Below are 13199 nucleotides of genomic sequence, written 5' to 3'. Positions count from 1 at the left end.
CCATTTTCCACTGCATCTACCCATCAGGAGAACCAATCATGAAGCGCTCGATTCCGACCGGCCTGCTGTTCGCACTGCTGGCGCTGCAAACCCCCGCCACGTTCGCCGCGCCGGCCGTGCAGGCAGAACACTGCTGGATCCGCGCGATGCCGGCAACCGTGCCGTCGTCCGGCTACTTCACGCTGAAGAACGACGGCGACGCGCCCATCACGCTGACCGGCCTCGACTCGCCGGCGTACGGGATGGCGATGCTGCATGAAACACAAACGAGCGGCAGCACCGCGAAGATGGTCCACGTCGGCGCCGTCGAAGTGCCCGCGCACGGCACGCTGACCTTCAAGCCGAAGAGCTATCACGTGATGCTCGAGCAACCGCGCCAGGCCGTCGCGCCCGGCGCGAAGGTGCCGTTCCGGCTGCATTTCGCGGACGGCTCGACGGTGTCCGTGACCTGCGACGCCAAGGCGCCGACCTACGCCGGCCAGTAACGTCCACCGCCCCCGATCGAAGGAGATGCACATGAAACATCGCCTGCCGCTGGCCGACCTGATCGTCCGCTACCGGACACCGCTGAACGTCGCCGTGATGATCGTCTGCGGGATATGGGCCGGGTGGATCGCGTGGATGACACGGCCCGCCGCGATCGACACACCGCCGTCGATCCCGGCGTACTGCATGCGCGACGCGAGCTGACGCACCGCGACGGCGCGGTTCCGGCGCAAGCCTGCGTCAAATATTGGCGTGGCATCATCGCTCCATCCCGACCGCCGGAACCGCCTCTCGGAGCGCCGCATGTCCATTCAGACCTGGATGCTGTTTGCCGCAGCCTATCTCGCGACGACGCTGTCGCCGGGGCCGAACGTGCTGCTCGTCATCCGCAACACGGTGCGCTACGGCACGCACGGCACGGCCGCGACGATCGCGGGCAACCTCGTCGCGCAAGGGGTGGTCGTGGTGCTCGTCGCGCTCGGCGTCGGCGCGGTGCTGGCCGCGATGCCGCCGCTGTTCGTCGCGATGAAGGTGGTCGGCGCCGCGTACCTGATGTTCCTGGGTGTCCGGCAACTGCGCGGCGACCGCAAGGCCGCCGCTACGACCGGGGCAGAAGAGATCGCCGCGCCCGACCGCGGGAAACTGTTCCGCGAAGCACTGTTCGTATCGGGCAGCAATCCGAAGACGATGATCTTCCTGTCGGCATTCATGCCGCAGTTCATCGTGCACGACCGCCCGCTCGCGCTGCAGTTCGTCGTGATGTACGCGACGATCGCATGCACGGTGGTGATCGTTCACAGCGTCTATTCAGCCGGCGTGCGCCGATTCCATCGCGGTGTCGGCATGAGCCGCGCGGTGCGCGCGCTCAAGCGCGCCAGCGGGCTGCTGTTCGTCGGGCTCGGGATCAGGCTGCTGACTGCGCGGCAGGCTTAAGCCGACGCGCGCCCGTCAGCGCGTGTGTGCGGCCAACTCGGTCGCGATCTCGCCAAACGACGGCCGCGCATCGACGTCTTCATTCACGCACGCCGCCGCGAGCGCATCGAGCGCGTTTCGGCCGGCCCATGTGTGCGGCTCGCATCGTTCGAGCAACTCGCCGAGCAGATGGCCGAACGCCCTTACCTCGATCCGTTCGAACGCCATAGCGCGTGTGCAATCGTTCACGTCATAGAGCGACGCCGCGCCGAAATCGCCGAGCAGCGCGCCGCCTTCGCCATCGTGCAGGATGTTGTGCGCGTACAGGTCGCCATGCATGATGCCGCGCTCGTGCAGATGGCCCGCCACCGACGCGATGCCATGCGCGATCCGCACCGCCTCCACCGGCATGAATTTCGCATCGGCCGCATACACGTCGCGCGTGCAGGTCGCGAAGCTCGGCGGCCCGGCGAGGTTCGTCAGCGCGGGATCGACCAGTTCCATCACCAGGCCGTGCGTGCCGTCCGGATGCCCGCTCACCTCGCCGATCACCGGGATCATGCCCGGATGGCGGCCGGCGTGCAGGCACGCGGCCATTTCGCAATCGGGCAGGCCGTCGCTCGTCACCGCGCCCTTGAACAGCTTGACCGCGACCGCCCGTGGCGGATGCCCGTCCGCGCGCCATTGCGCACGGTAAATGACGCCCGACGCCCCCTCCCCGAGCTTCTGCTCGCAGGCCAGCGATGCCCAGTCGACGTTCGCGACCTCGGGCCCGGCCGACGCCGCGGCTTCCGGCGCGGCGCCGAACGGGTTGCCTGCGGTGGCGAGCCATGCGAGGCGCGGCAGGCGCAGCAGCCAGTCGGGCAGTGCGTCCAGCCGGTTCGCGGACAGGCGAACCAGTTCGAGCGCGCGGCATCCGGCCATTTCCGCCGGCAGCGTGCGCAGCCGGTTGCCCGCGAGCATCAGCTTCTGCAGCCGCGAGCAATCGCCGATGTCGGCCGGCAATGCGTCGATGGCGTTGTCGGTGAGGATCAGCCAGCGCAGCGCGCGCGGCAGCGACCCGCTCGGCACCGTTTGAATCCGGTTCGCCTTGAAGCCGATCATGTCGAGCTGCCCGCACGCGCCGAGCACGTCGGGGAACGCGGTAAAGCGGTTGCCGGACGCGAACAGGATGCGCAGGCGGTGCAGCCGCGGCAGGTCGTCCGGCAGTGCGGACAGCGCATTGCCGGTCAGGTCGAGCACTTCGAGCGTGTCGGCGAGATCGAAGATCGCGCGCGGGAATTCCGTCAACCCGCATGCGAGCTTGAGTTGCCGTGCGCCGGCGAGCTGGCCGGCCTGCAGTTGTTCGAGGGGGTGTGTCACGCGGGGAAAACGGGTGGCGGTTGCGATGATCGTCGGGTCGATCGCCCGAATTCTACCGGGATCGCCTGCGTGCATTCACCTATCTTGTCACACCCCCTTCACAAACGCGCAACGTCGCGCTAGAATTGCGCCCCTTGCAGTGCCGACGTGGTGAAATTGGTAGACACGCTATCTTGAGGGGGTAGTGGCGAAAGCTGTGCGAGTTCGAGTCTCGCCGTCGGCACCAAATGCGGTTTCTCCGCATGCACCGCCATTCCGGAAACCCGCGACAGCACGACGCTTCGCGGGTTTTTTGTTTCTTGATGTTCGGCCGCGGCAGGTCGTCGCCGGCAAAAGTGCCTGGACAATGTCGGGCCGTCGCATCCATCCCTGTCGATCAGACGGCGCCTGGCCTCAGTCGAAGACTGTTCAGGAACGCCTCCCACACTTGCAGCGCGCCAGCTTCATCCACGGGCGACGTTGCTTCATCCCGCGACAAATCGGGCGTCCTTGCGCCGAGTATCAACTGAATGGCGGTATGGGGTTTCGCCAGCGTAGCCGGATCGCCTGGTGCGAGCAGGTAGAAGCGATACGAAGTGATGTCGCCTTCGTTCAGTTCGAACAGCACTTCTTCGGCGTCCATTCCCGCGACGGTGCGCTTGCCTTTCCGCACGATGCGGTAGCTGCCGTTTGACAGCCGGTTAAGTTGTGACCGCAGTTCGGGCAGTGTCTTCGTCAGCGGTGATTTCTGATCGACGTCCACCGCGTCACGCATCTGGATCACCAGCAGCGCCGGACGACCCGGCATCAGCGCAAACGACTGAGACACTTCCTCTGTAGAAGTCGACGAGCCCGTGGCAATCCCGCCGTCAAAGCAGAATCCGGATTCGGTCGGGACCGACCAGTTATCACGTGCCTTGATCCGGCGATAGATGCCGTTGTAGATCTCTTGCGCCCGATCAATTGCCGCCGACCCGATACTGCCGGTTGTATGAAATAGCGTTTTATTTTCGTAGATATACCCTTCAGTATCGAATGGCAGGGCAACGCCTTCCGTGTACGCAGTCTGGTAAATGAATACCCTGGATTCCCCCGTCGGCGAGAACGCTTGTTCCAGCCATACGTGAGACAAAGGTTCATTTCGGCTGCCTGGGTCGGTGCGCTTCTTTATCTTGAGTTTCTTCTCCAGCTCATAAACCTTGGACTGATACGTCGCAGGCGCTACGTTGTATTGTGTCTCCAGTTTCTCCCCCTGAAACTCGTACCGCTCATTCGTGATCATGCTTGCCGCTGGCCGGTCGAATACGAAGCGGCCGACGCACCACGGACGCAGGTTGGACAACACAGGATTGGTGACCGTCAACTCCTCGGCGAACGCGATTGAGCAGGCATAGACGCTCGCCGCCAAAAACAGAAATCGTCCCACTCGTGTCAGCATTTCGGCTCCGATGCGTCCATTGCGATTTGCTCAATACTGTAGAGCAACGAACGAAGAATATCTGATTCGAAATACGCGGCTCGTTTTCCGTGCCGCGTCAATTCGACGGCTGAATGATCAAATAGGCAGCTTTCAGGAAAATGACCATCGGAGGCAAGCAGTTGCTCCGGTAAGCACACGGGCCTGATCGTGGTCGTCGATCGTCATGCAACCCGGCTTCGGCTTCATCACGGCCTCGATAAACCGTGCAAACGGCAGGATCGCCTGTATAACGCACCTTCGCGGTAAGCAACAAAATCGTCGACGACGCAATCAGCTCGCCGAGGTCTCGCGTGCTCTGCACGGCCGTCACGTCGGTGCCGGCGCGGGCCGCGGCATCGTCGCCGGTTCCGATCCCGTCGCGAATATCAGGAAACCGAACTGAAGTGGTCGGGCATGCAGGCCGTGATCCGCGTGCGCGATACCGTGATGGAGCCGCACATCCAGACACGGGCGTCGACAACCGTCGATCAATGCATCATCGCGGCGGCCGCGCGCATCACAACAACGGCAGCGTGAGCCGGATGTGCTCGGCGAACGCCGCCGTCAGATGCGATGGCCGCTTGCGATCGAACTTCAGCGCAATGCCCACGGCCGGCAACGGCGGCAGGCGCGGATCGCCGGTGACGATCGCCAGATCCGCCGGCACCGCCGTCTGCGTCATCACCGCGAACGCCTGCCCCGAACGCACGAGCGCGATCAGCCCCGCGAGACTGCTGCTCGCATACGCGACGCGGTAATCGCGGCCCGCACGATCCAGCACCTCGCAGGCCGCGACGTGGTCGAGCGTGTCGCGATCGGACAGCGCCAGCGGCAACGGATCGAAATGTGCAGGCTCCAGCCCCGGATAGCCGATCCAGACCAGCTGCTCGCGGCGAATGATGTCGTCGTTCGCGCCGTCGTCCGGCAATGAAATCATCGCCAGATCGACTGCGCGTTTGTCCAGCTGCTCGATGAGCCGCGGCGTCGGCCCGCACACGACCTCGACGATCGCCTGCGGATGCTGGCTCGAAAACTGCCGCAGCAACGGCGGCAGCCAGACCTCCGCGTAATCGTCCGGGCAGCCGAAGCGGATCGTCCCCGACAACCCCGTGCCGCACAGGTCGGCCATCGCCTCGTCGTGCAGCCGCAGGATGCGCTGCGCGTGCACCAGCAGCCGCTCGCCCGGATGGGTCAGCACCACGCCGCGCCCGGTACGCTGGAACAGCGGCTGGTCGACGGCCTCCTCGAGCCGCTTCATCTGCTGGCTGAGCGCGGACTGGGTCCGGCCGACGCGCGCGGCCGCGCGGCTCAGCGCGCGCATCTCGGCGATCACGACGAACGAGCGCAGCAGGTCGATTTCGAGCGAAAGTCCCAAGGTATTAGCTCCTTTTCTACCTTGCATTAGAACTATTCGTTTCCATCAAACCAGACGCGCGCCTAGACTGCAAGCGCCCCCCGCCCCTTCCTGGAGACGCCCGATGTCCCTCAACGACGACCCGACCTTCTGGCGCAACGCCAGGCAGCACCTGGTCCGCTACGGCGGCACGTTCGAGCCGATGATCATCGAGCGCGCGACAGGCAGCTTCGTGTACGACGCGGACGGCCGCGCGATCCTCGATTTCACGTCGGGCCAGATGAGCGCGGTGCTCGGCCACAGCCATCCGGAGATCGTGTCCGTGATCGGCGAATACGCGGGCAAGCTCGACCACCTGTTCAGCGGGATGCTGTCGCGGCCGGTCGTCGACCTCGCGACGCGCCTCGCCGACGTCACGCCCGCCGGGCTCGATCGCGCGCTGTTGCTCAGCACCGGCGCGGAATCGAACGAAGCGGCGATCAGGATGGCGAAGCTCGTCACCGGCAAGTACGAGATCGTCGGCTTCGCGCAATCGTGGCACGGGATGACCGGCGCGGCCGCGTCGGCCACCTACAGCGCCGGCCGCAAGGGCGTCGGCCCGGCCGCCGTCGGCTCGTTCGCGATTCCGGCACCGTTCACGTACCGGCCGCGCTTCGAGCGCAATGGTGGCTACGACTATCTGGCCGAACTCGACTACGCGTTCGACCTGATCGATCGTCAGTCGAGCGGCAACCTCGCGGCGTTCATTGCGGAGCCGATCCTCAGCTCGGGCGGGATCATCGAACTGCCGGAAGGCTACATGGCGGCGCTCAGGCGCAAGTGCGAGGAACGCGGGATGCTGCTCATCCTCGACGAGGCGCAAACGGGCGTCGGCCGCACCGGCACGATGTTCGCGTGCCAGCGCGACGGCGTGACGCCCGACATCCTGACGCTGTCGAAGACGCTCGGCGCCGGGCTGCCGCTCGCGGCGATGGTGACGTCCGCGGCAATCGAGGAACGCGCGCACGAACTCGGTTACCTGTTCTACACGACGCACGTGTCGGACCCGCTGCCGGCGGCCGTCGGCCTGCGCGTGCTGGACGTCGTGCAGCGCGACGGGCTCGTCGAGCGGGCAAACGTAATGGGCGACCGGCTCCGGCTCGGCCTGCTCGACCTGATGGAACGCTTCGACTGCATCGGCGACGTGCGCGGGCGCGGGCTGCTGCTCGGCGTCGAGATCGTCAAGGATCGCCGGACGAAGGAACCGGCGGACGGGCTCGGCGCGAAGATCACGCGCGAATGCATGAAGCTCGGGCTCAGCATGAACATCGTGCAGTTGCCGGGCATGGGCGGCGTGTTTCGGATCGCGCCGCCGCTGACCGTCAGCGAGGAAGAGATCGACCTCGGCCTGTCGCTGCTGGAACAGGCGATCGAACGCGCGTCGTAACCGCCCTTCCCCCCGTCGCGCAAGCGCGATCGATCAGCCCGCTTCCGCCGCCCACGCGATGGCATCGGCGCCGGCCGGAATGCGCATCGGGCTCGACGGATCGGTCGCCGCGCGCCATACCGCTTCGGCGACGTCCTGCGCATGGGTGACCGGCGCGGATTCGTCGACGATGCGCGCAAAGACCGCCGCGGCAAATTCCGCATAAGCCTCGTGCTCGAAGCCGTGCATGTGCGCGCGCGCGTTGTCGGCGAAACGCGTGTCGGGCGCACGCCCCGGCAGCACGAGATGCGCACGCACGCCGAACGGCGCGAGTTCGAGCGCCATCGATTCGGTGTACGCATTGACCGCCGCCTTGCTGGCGCGATAGGCGGCGAGCAGCGGCAGCACCTTCAGCGTGACGCTCGACGTGACGTTCACGACGACGCCGGCCCCACGCCGGCGCAACTGCGGCAGCACGGCTTCCGTCACCGCGATCGTGCCGATCGTGTTGGTCTCGAACAGCGCGCGCACGGTGTTGATCGGCATCAGTTCGGCCGGTGCGGCCGCGCCGAAACCTGCATTGTTGACGAGCACGTCGATCGGGCCGGCGGCGTCGATCGCCGCGCGGATGCTGTCGGGGTTCGTGACATCGAGCGCCAGCACGCGCAGGTTCGGCGACGGCGGCAGCACGTCCTCGCGCGGCGTACGCATCGTCGCGACGACCTGCCAGTCGCGGGCCAGGAAGTAGCGGGCAATCTCGAGGCCGAAGCCGGAGGAACAGCCGGTGATCAGTACGGTCTTCATGCGAACTCACTCCTGTGACGTGTTGAGCATGTGTTCGTACGATAGATGGCCGGATCCGTATTCGCTACAATCTAAAATCCGATTTTCATTTGCGAGAGTCCGGCGATGATCGATCCGTTGGCCGAGGTCGTGACGCTGCTGCAGCCGAGCACCCGGTATTCCAAGCTGGTTCACGGCGCGAGCCCCTGGCGCATCAGCCGGACGGTCGCCGGCGAGCCGTTCTATTGCGTGGTCCTGGATGGCGGGTGCCGGGTCGCGATCGACGGACATCCGCCGATCGCGCTGCTGCCCGGCGATTTCGTGTTGATTCCGGCTGCCTACGGCGTCTCGATATCCAGCTTCGAACTGCCGCCGCCGGGTGTCGAAACGGCCACCCCGGTCGTGCTCGACAACGGCGAATACCGGATCGGCGACGCGGACCGCCCGGTCGACACGCGCATGATGGCCGGCCATTGCAGCTTCAGTTCGCCCGACGCTGCGCTGCTGGTGTCGCTGCTGCCGCAATACGTGCACGTGCGCGGCGAACCGCGCCTGACCACGCTCGTGCAACTGGTGCGGGACGAATCGCGTGCGCAGCGGCCCGCGCGCGAACTCGTGCTGTCGCGTCTCGTGGAAGTGCTGCTGATCGAGGCATTGCGATTCTCGGCCGGCACGGATGCGTCGCCCGGCCTCGTGCGCGGGCTCGCCGACAGCCGACTGGCCGCCGCGCTCCGTCGGATGCACGAACGCCCCGCGCATCCGTGGACGATCGTCGAGCTGGCGAAGGAAGCGGCGCTGTCGCGCTCGACCTTCTTCGAACGCTTCAGCCGCGCGGTCGGCGTCGCGCCGATGGAATACCTGCTCACGTGGCGCATGGCGCTCGCGAAAAACCTGCTCCGTCGCGACGAGGGCCGCATCGCGGAGATCGCCGGGCGCGTCGGCTACAGTTCCGCGAGCACCTTCAGCGTCGCGTTCACGCGCCACGTCGGCCGGCCGCCCGCGCAATATGCGCGCGACGAACGCGCAGCGAGCGACGAATGACCCGCGTCCGCCATCGCCCTCCCGCGACCTGCGGTCACGCTCCGTCACGCGACGGCAACGCACGAGGCACTCGATGACGACAACGGCAAAGGACGCCGGCGCACTCGACCACTGGCTCGTCGCGCGGCGCGATGCGGAAACCGGCATCGAAAGCCTGCATGCGCATTTCAACGGCCATGCCTACGATGCGCACGATCACGACGACATGCTGGTCGGTTTCACCGAACAGGGCGTCCAGCAATTCCAGTGCCACCGGTCGGTGCATACGAGCGTGCCGGGCCGCGCGATCCTGATCGAACCGGGCGCGCTGCACGACGGCCACGCGCCCGAAGCCGGCGGCTTCACCTACGGGATGCTGTACCTGCCGCAAGCGTGGGTCGAGCGCGCCGCGCGCCGGCTGGACCTGCCGGGCCTCGGCGGCGTCGAGGCGTCGTTCGGCCATACGCTCGTCGACGATCGCGGCCTCGTCGACGCGATCCGCCAGGCGTTTCTCGCGATCCACGGCAACGAAGGCAAGCTCGCGCGCGACCAGACGCTCGACCGCCTGCTGATCCGGCTCGGCGGTGAACTGCGCGGCCCGCTCGTGCTGGAAAGCGCCGTCGTGCCGCCCGCGATCGCACGCGTGCGCGATCTGCTGCATGAACACATGGACGGCAACATCGGGCTCGACGAACTCGCGCATGTCGCCGGGATCGACCGGTTCCGGCTGACGCGGCTGTTCCAGCGTGCGTTCGGCACGTCGCCGCACGCGTACCTGGTGCGCTTGCGGCTGCGTGTCGCGCGCCGGCTGCTGGCGGCCGGCCGCACGCCCGCGCAGGCGGCCGCGGACGTCGGCTTCGCCGACCAGAGCCACCTGGGCCGCTGGTTCCGCCGCGCGTACCGGATCACGCCGGCCGCTTACCGGCAACTCTGCACAAACGTTCCAGACTGATCGCGCGCGGCAGCCGATCATGAGCGCCTCTACAAGGAGCACTCATGTTCGATACCAAGGTAGCGCTGATCGTGCGCGACGATCTCGCGGCGTGGCAAAAACTCAATGTCGTCGCGTTTCTCGCGACGGGCGTCGCGGCCGAAGCACCCGAAGCGCTCGGCGAGCCTTACGAGGATGCGGCAGGACGCCGCTACGGCCGCATGCTGGGCCAGCCGATGCTGGTGTTCTCGGCCGACCTGAATGGCCTGCAGGCCGCGCACCGGCAGGCGCTGTCGCGCGAACTCACGATCGTGCCCTACGTGCACGCGATGTTTTCGACCGGGCACGACGCGGCCAACCGCGACGTGTTTCGGGCCGGCGATGCGGAGAATCTCGACTTCGTCGGGCTGGCGCTGCGCGGGCCGAAGAAGGCGGTCGACAAGGCGGTGAAGGGGTTGGCGTTGCATGCGTGATGCACCGTCGAGGCGCGTATCGCGAATGGCCTCGCGGTCGGCCTCATCGAACACGATCGCGTGTCCGGCAACCTGACGAGCCACGTCGCCGGGATCGTGCTGCCCGATCTCCCGCCGCACCTGATCACCATCCTGACGGACGACAGCAATCGCGCCGCGCTGCGTCTGCGCGACGTTCTGAAAAGCACGTTCCGGATCGGATGAAGACAAGGCCGGGAACCGGCCTTGCATGAGAAAGCAAAACAGGAAGCGCCGCCGGCCCGTTGCAGGCCGGCGGCGTTCGGCATCAACCGCCGAGGTAGGCCTGCTTGATGCGGTCGTTCGCGAGCAGGTTCGCGCCCGTATCGGCGAGCACCACGCGCCCCGTTTCGAGCACGTAGCCGCGATCGGCCACACCCAGCGCCTTGTTCGCGTTCTGCTCGACGAGGAACACCGTGACGCCTTCGTCGCGGATCGTGCGGATGATGTCGAAGATCTGCGCGATCACGAGCGGCGCGAGGCCGAGCGTCGGCTCATCGAGCAGCAGCAGACGCGGCTTGCTCATCAGCGCGCGGCCAATCGCCAGCATCTGCTGTTCGCCGCCCGACATCGTGCCGGCCCGCTGCGTCGCCCGTTCCTTCAGGCGCGGAAACAGCTTGAACACGTGCTCGATGCCGTCGTCGATCTCGTGGCGGCTCGCGAAGAAGCCGCCCATCTTCAGGTTCTCGAGCACCGTGAGGCTCGGGAACACGCGCCGCCCTTCCGGCGAGATCGCCATCCCCTGCCGCATGATCTGGTGCGTCGACATCGCGGTGATGTCCTTGCCCTCGAACAGCACGCGGCCCGACGACGCGCGCGGCGTGCCGCACACGGTCATCATCAGCGTCGTCTTGCCGGCACCGTTGCTGCCGATCAGCGTGACGATCTCGCCCTTGTTCACCTCGATCGACACGCCCGCGAGCGCCTCGACCGCGCCGTAGTGCGTATGGACCTGTTCCAGCTTCAGCATCACTCTTCCCCCAGATACGCCTTGATCACGCGCGGGTCGTTGCGGACCGCTTCCGGCGTGCCGATCACGATCGGCCGGCCGTGCTCCATCACGAGGATGCGGTCGGACACGCCCATCACGAGGCTCATGTCGTGTTCGATCAGCAGCACCGATACGCCGAACTCGCGGCGCAGCTTGTCGATCAGGTGCTGCAGCTCAATCTTCTCTTGCGGGTTGAGGCCGGCCGCCGGCTCGTCGAGCATCAGCAGGCGCGGCTCGGTGATCATGCAGCGCGCGATCTCCAGACGCCGCTGGTGCCCGTACGACAGCGTGCCCGCCGGCCGGTTGGCGACCGATGTCAGCCCCATCCGGTCGAGCCACACGGCCGCGCGTTCGAGCGCTTCCTGCTCGGCACGGCGATACGCGGGCGTCGAGAACAGGCCGGGCAGCAGCCCCGCCTTCACCTTGCGGTGCTGCGCGACGAGCAGGTTCTCGACGACGGTCAGCGACTTGAACAGGCGGATGTTCTGGAACGTCCGCACGAGGCCCTTCAACGCGATCTTGTGGCTCGGCAGCCCGCCAATCGCGTGGCCGTCGAGCACGACGTCGCCGCCGGTCGGCTTGTAGAAGCCGCCGACGCAGTTGAACACCGTGGTCTTGCCCGCGCCGTTCGGCCCGATGATCGCGAACACCTCGTCGCGACGCACGTCGAAATCGATCCCGTCCACCGCGAGCAACCCGCCGAAGCGCATCTGCAGCCCGGCGACCTTCAACAGTTCCGTATTCGCGCTCATTGCGGCAGCTCCACGTGGGGACGGCTCGCGGGCAGCAGGCCCTGCGGACGCCACATCATCATCAACACCATCACGAGACCGAAGATCAGCATCCGGTACTCGGCGAAGCCGCGCGCGACTTCCGGCAGCACGGTCAGCAGGATCGCCGCGAGAATCACGCCGAGCTGCGAGCCCATTCCGCCGAGCACGACGATCGCGAGGATCAGCGCCGATTCGATGAAGGTGAACGATTCAGGATTCACGAGGCCCTGGCGCGCCGCGAAGAACGCGCCGCCGATACCGGCGAACGCCGCACCGAGCGTGAACGCCGACAGCTTGATGCGCGTCGGGTTCAGTCCCAGCGAACGGCACGCGATCTCGTCGTCGCGCAGCGCTTCCCACGCGCGGCCCATCGGCATGCGGATCAGGCGGCTGGTCACGAACAGCGTGAAGCCCACCAGCACGAGCGCGAGCAGGTACAGGAAGATCACCACATGGTCGCCGCTGTATTCCAGCCCGATCAGTTCATGGAAGGTCTTCGCGCCTTCAACGCTCGCGCTGCGCGCCATCTCGTAGCCGAACACGGTCGGCTTCGGGATGCCCGAGATGCCGTCCGGGCCGCCCGTCAGGCTCGTCAGGTTGTTCGCGAGCAGGCGGATGATTTCGCCGAAGCCGAGCGTGACGATCGCGAGATAGTCGCCGCGCAGCCGCAGCACCGGGAAGCCGAGCAGGAAGCCGAACGTCGCGGCCGCGATCGCGGCGAGCGGCAGGCATTCCCAGAACGACAGCCCGAAGTACTGGTTCAGCATCGCGTACGTATAGCCGCCGACCGCGTAGAACCCGACATAGCCGAGATCCAGCAGCCCCGCGAAACCGACCACGATGTTCAGCCCGAGGCCGAGGATCACGTAGATCAGTGCGAGCGTCGCGACGTCCACCGCGCCGCGCGAACCGAAGAACGGCCACACGAGCCCGACCGCGAGCAGCACCCAGACGATCACGCGCTGCTGCTGCGCACCCATCGCGGGCATGGCCGGCAGCTTCACCGACGATTTCGCGCGCACGAGCCACGGCTTGAACAGCTGGAACAGGAACACGCCCGCGACCGCGATCCACACCGGCCGCCAGTGCGGCGTGAGCACCACCTGGTAGCCTTCGAGCTTCAGCTGCAGCCCGAGCACCGGAATCGTGAGGATCGCCGTCAGGAACGCGGCGGCCACGGCATTTTTCAGCGCCTGGCCGATCGAAGCGTCGGCGGCCGGGCGGCGAACGGAAATGACTTGACTCATCTGCGT

Annotated in this window: 16 protein-coding genes, 1 tRNA gene and 1 pseudogene; 11 read left to right on the top strand and 7 right to left on the bottom strand. The window is 66.6% G+C overall.

The annotated features are described in order from the left end of the window. Positions 1-38 precede the first annotated feature (38 nt). The 3 genes from CFB43_RS21035 to CFB43_RS21030 all read left to right on the top strand — a co-directional run bounded on the left by CFB43_RS21035 (position 39) and on the right by CFB43_RS21030 (position 1419). Positions 39-485, top strand: coding sequence for a copper chaperone PCu(A)C (locus CFB43_RS21035; RefSeq protein ID WP_089496412.1), 447 nt, complete (start codon positions 39-41; stop codon positions 483-485). A gap of 31 nt (positions 486-516) precedes the next feature. After that, positions 517-690 (top strand): hypothetical protein, encoded by a 174-nt coding sequence (locus tag CFB43_RS38460; protein ID WP_166895179.1) that lies wholly within the window; start codon positions 517-519, stop codon positions 688-690. A gap of 99 nt (positions 691-789) precedes the next feature. Continuing rightward, positions 790-1419, top strand: coding sequence for a LysE family translocator (locus tag CFB43_RS21030; protein ID WP_089496411.1), 630 nt, complete (start codon positions 790-792; stop codon positions 1417-1419). Between the two features lie 15 nt (positions 1420-1434). Here the strand turns inward: CFB43_RS21030 and CFB43_RS21025 are convergent, their stop codons facing one another. After that, positions 1435-2760: a leucine-rich repeat-containing protein kinase family protein gene (locus CFB43_RS21025; protein ID WP_089496410.1), complete on the bottom strand. Its 1326-nt coding sequence runs from the start codon at positions 2758-2760 to the stop codon at positions 1435-1437. Between the two features lie 141 nt (positions 2761-2901). On the opposite strand from CFB43_RS21025, the gene CFB43_RS21020 reads away from it, so the two are divergent. Next, positions 2902-2986 (top strand) — tRNA-Leu (locus CFB43_RS21020). A gap of 150 nt (positions 2987-3136) precedes the next feature. Here CFB43_RS21020 and CFB43_RS21015 read toward each other — a convergent pair. Next, positions 3137-4177 carry a T6SS immunity protein Tli4 family protein gene (locus CFB43_RS21015; protein ID WP_179254878.1) on the bottom strand — a complete coding sequence of 347 codons (1041 nt, stop codon included), beginning with the start codon at positions 4175-4177 and terminating at the stop codon, positions 3137-3139. Between the two features lie 205 nt (positions 4178-4382). On the opposite strand from CFB43_RS21015, the gene CFB43_RS38455 reads away from it, so the two are divergent. Together CFB43_RS38455 and CFB43_RS38885 are read left to right on the top strand one after the other, a co-directional pair. Then, positions 4383-4601: a hypothetical protein gene (locus tag CFB43_RS38455; protein ID WP_179254862.1), complete on the top strand. Its 219-nt coding sequence runs from the start codon at positions 4383-4385 to the stop codon at positions 4599-4601. An 11-nt stretch (positions 4602-4612) separates the two neighbouring features. Next, a complete protein-coding gene (locus tag CFB43_RS38885) occupies positions 4613-4735 on the top strand; it encodes a hypothetical protein (RefSeq protein ID WP_256990162.1) in 123 nt (40 codons plus the stop codon). Here the strand turns inward: CFB43_RS38885 and CFB43_RS21005 are convergent. Then, positions 4716-5600, bottom strand: a complete 885-nt coding sequence (locus tag CFB43_RS21005) for a LysR family transcriptional regulator (RefSeq protein WP_179254877.1) — start codon at positions 5598-5600, stop codon at positions 4716-4718. The two genes, CFB43_RS38885 and CFB43_RS21005, sit on opposite strands and share 20 nt — an antisense overlap. 76 nt (positions 5601-5676) lie before the next feature. Here CFB43_RS21005 and CFB43_RS21000 point away from each other — a divergent pair, with 76 nt between their 5' ends. Further along, a complete protein-coding gene (locus CFB43_RS21000) occupies positions 5677-6978 on the top strand; it encodes an aspartate aminotransferase family protein (protein WP_089496407.1) in 1302 nt (433 codons plus the stop codon). Between the two features lie 33 nt (positions 6979-7011). Here the strand turns inward: CFB43_RS21000 and CFB43_RS20995 are convergent, their stop codons facing one another. Beyond that, positions 7012-7761: an SDR family oxidoreductase gene (locus CFB43_RS20995; RefSeq protein ID WP_089496406.1), complete on the bottom strand. Its 750-nt coding sequence runs from the start codon at positions 7759-7761 to the stop codon at positions 7012-7014. Between the two features lie 105 nt (positions 7762-7866). On the opposite strand from CFB43_RS20995, the gene CFB43_RS20990 reads away from it, so the two are divergent. The 4 genes and pseudogenes from CFB43_RS20990 to CFB43_RS20975 form a co-directional block, all read left to right on the top strand. Continuing rightward, a complete protein-coding gene (locus tag CFB43_RS20990; protein ID WP_089496405.1) occupies positions 7867-8781 on the top strand; it encodes an AraC family transcriptional regulator in 915 nt (304 codons plus the stop codon). A 73-nt stretch (positions 8782-8854) separates the two neighbouring features. Beyond that, positions 8855-9712 (top strand): AraC family transcriptional regulator, encoded by an 858-nt coding sequence (locus CFB43_RS20985; RefSeq protein WP_089496404.1) that lies wholly within the window; start codon positions 8855-8857, stop codon positions 9710-9712. Positions 9713-9756: 44 nt separating this feature from the next. Continuing rightward, complete coding sequence (locus CFB43_RS20980; RefSeq protein WP_089475386.1) at positions 9757-10164, top strand: DUF2000 family protein; 408 nt, start codon at positions 9757-9759, stop codon at positions 10162-10164. A 6-nt stretch (positions 10165-10170) separates the two neighbouring features. Continuing rightward, positions 10171-10368 (top strand): annotated as a pseudogene (locus CFB43_RS20975) (LysR family transcriptional regulator); the annotation flags it as partial. An 82-nt stretch (positions 10369-10450) separates the two neighbouring features. On the opposite strand, the gene CFB43_RS20970 reads toward CFB43_RS20975, so the two are convergent. Genes CFB43_RS20970 through CFB43_RS20960 form a run of 3 tightly spaced genes read right to left on the bottom strand, consistent with a single transcriptional unit; the run spans position 10451 to position 13193 of the window. Next, positions 10451-11152, bottom strand: a complete 702-nt coding sequence (locus tag CFB43_RS20970; RefSeq protein WP_039366289.1) for an ABC transporter ATP-binding protein — start codon at positions 11150-11152, stop codon at positions 10451-10453. After that, complete coding sequence (gene livG / locus CFB43_RS20965) at positions 11152-11925, bottom strand: high-affinity branched-chain amino acid ABC transporter ATP-binding protein LivG (protein ID WP_089496403.1); 774 nt, start codon at positions 11923-11925, stop codon at positions 11152-11154. The genes CFB43_RS20970 and livG overlap by 1 nt, the downstream gene beginning before the upstream one ends. Further along, positions 11922-13193 carry a high-affinity branched-chain amino acid ABC transporter permease LivM gene (locus tag CFB43_RS20960; protein ID WP_089448184.1) on the bottom strand — a complete coding sequence of 424 codons (1272 nt, stop codon included), beginning with the start codon at positions 13191-13193 and terminating at the stop codon, positions 11922-11924. Before CFB43_RS20960 ends, livG begins: the two co-directional genes overlap by 4 nt. Between the last annotated feature and the right edge of the window lie 6 nt (positions 13194-13199).

The organism is Burkholderia sp. AU15512 (assembly GCF_002223325.1).
Taxonomy (GTDB): Bacteria; Pseudomonadota; Gammaproteobacteria; order Burkholderiales; family Burkholderiaceae; genus Burkholderia.
This window is presented reverse-complemented; position numbering and strand designations above follow the sequence as displayed.

Bases quoted from the DNA above. Each gene is read 5' to 3' on its own strand.
- CFB43_RS38455 (WP_179254862.1), top strand. From the start codon at position 4,383: ATGCAACCCGGCTTCGGCTTCATCACGGCCTCGATAAACCGTGCAAAC.
- CFB43_RS20995 (WP_089496406.1), bottom strand. From the start codon at position 7,761: ATGAAGACCGTACTGATCACCGGCTGTTCCTCCGGCTTCGGCCTCGAG.
- CFB43_RS21005 (WP_179254877.1), bottom strand. From the start codon at position 5,600: ATGCAAGGTAGAAAAGGAGCTAATACCTTGGGACTTTCGCTCGAAATC.
- CFB43_RS20960 (WP_089448184.1), bottom strand. From the start codon at position 13,193: ATGAGTCAAGTCATTTCCGTTCGCCGCCCGGCCGCCGACGCTTCGATC.
- CFB43_RS21015 (WP_179254878.1), bottom strand. From the start codon at position 4,177: ATGCTGACACGAGTGGGACGATTTCTGTTTTTGGCGGCGAGCGTCTAT.
- CFB43_RS20990 (WP_089496405.1), top strand. From the start codon at position 7,867: ATGATCGATCCGTTGGCCGAGGTCGTGACGCTGCTGCAGCCGAGCACC.
- CFB43_RS20985 (WP_089496404.1), top strand. From the start codon at position 8,855: ATGACGACAACGGCAAAGGACGCCGGCGCACTCGACCACTGGCTCGTC.
- CFB43_RS20980 (WP_089475386.1), top strand. From the start codon at position 9,757: ATGTTCGATACCAAGGTAGCGCTGATCGTGCGCGACGATCTCGCGGCG.
- CFB43_RS20970 (WP_039366289.1), bottom strand. From the start codon at position 11,152: ATGCTGAAGCTGGAACAGGTCCATACGCACTACGGCGCGGTCGAGGCG.
- CFB43_RS21000 (WP_089496407.1), top strand. From the start codon at position 5,677: ATGTCCCTCAACGACGACCCGACCTTCTGGCGCAACGCCAGGCAGCAC.
- CFB43_RS21035 (WP_089496412.1), top strand. From the start codon at position 39: ATGAAGCGCTCGATTCCGACCGGCCTGCTGTTCGCACTGCTGGCGCTG.
- CFB43_RS21030 (WP_089496411.1), top strand. From the start codon at position 790: ATGTCCATTCAGACCTGGATGCTGTTTGCCGCAGCCTATCTCGCGACG.
- livG (WP_089496403.1), bottom strand. From the start codon at position 11,925: ATGAGCGCGAATACGGAACTGTTGAAGGTCGCCGGGCTGCAGATGCGC.
- CFB43_RS38460 (WP_166895179.1), top strand. From the start codon at position 517: ATGAAACATCGCCTGCCGCTGGCCGACCTGATCGTCCGCTACCGGACA.
- CFB43_RS38885 (WP_256990162.1), top strand. From the start codon at position 4,613: ATGCAGGCCGTGATCCGCGTGCGCGATACCGTGATGGAGCCGCACATC.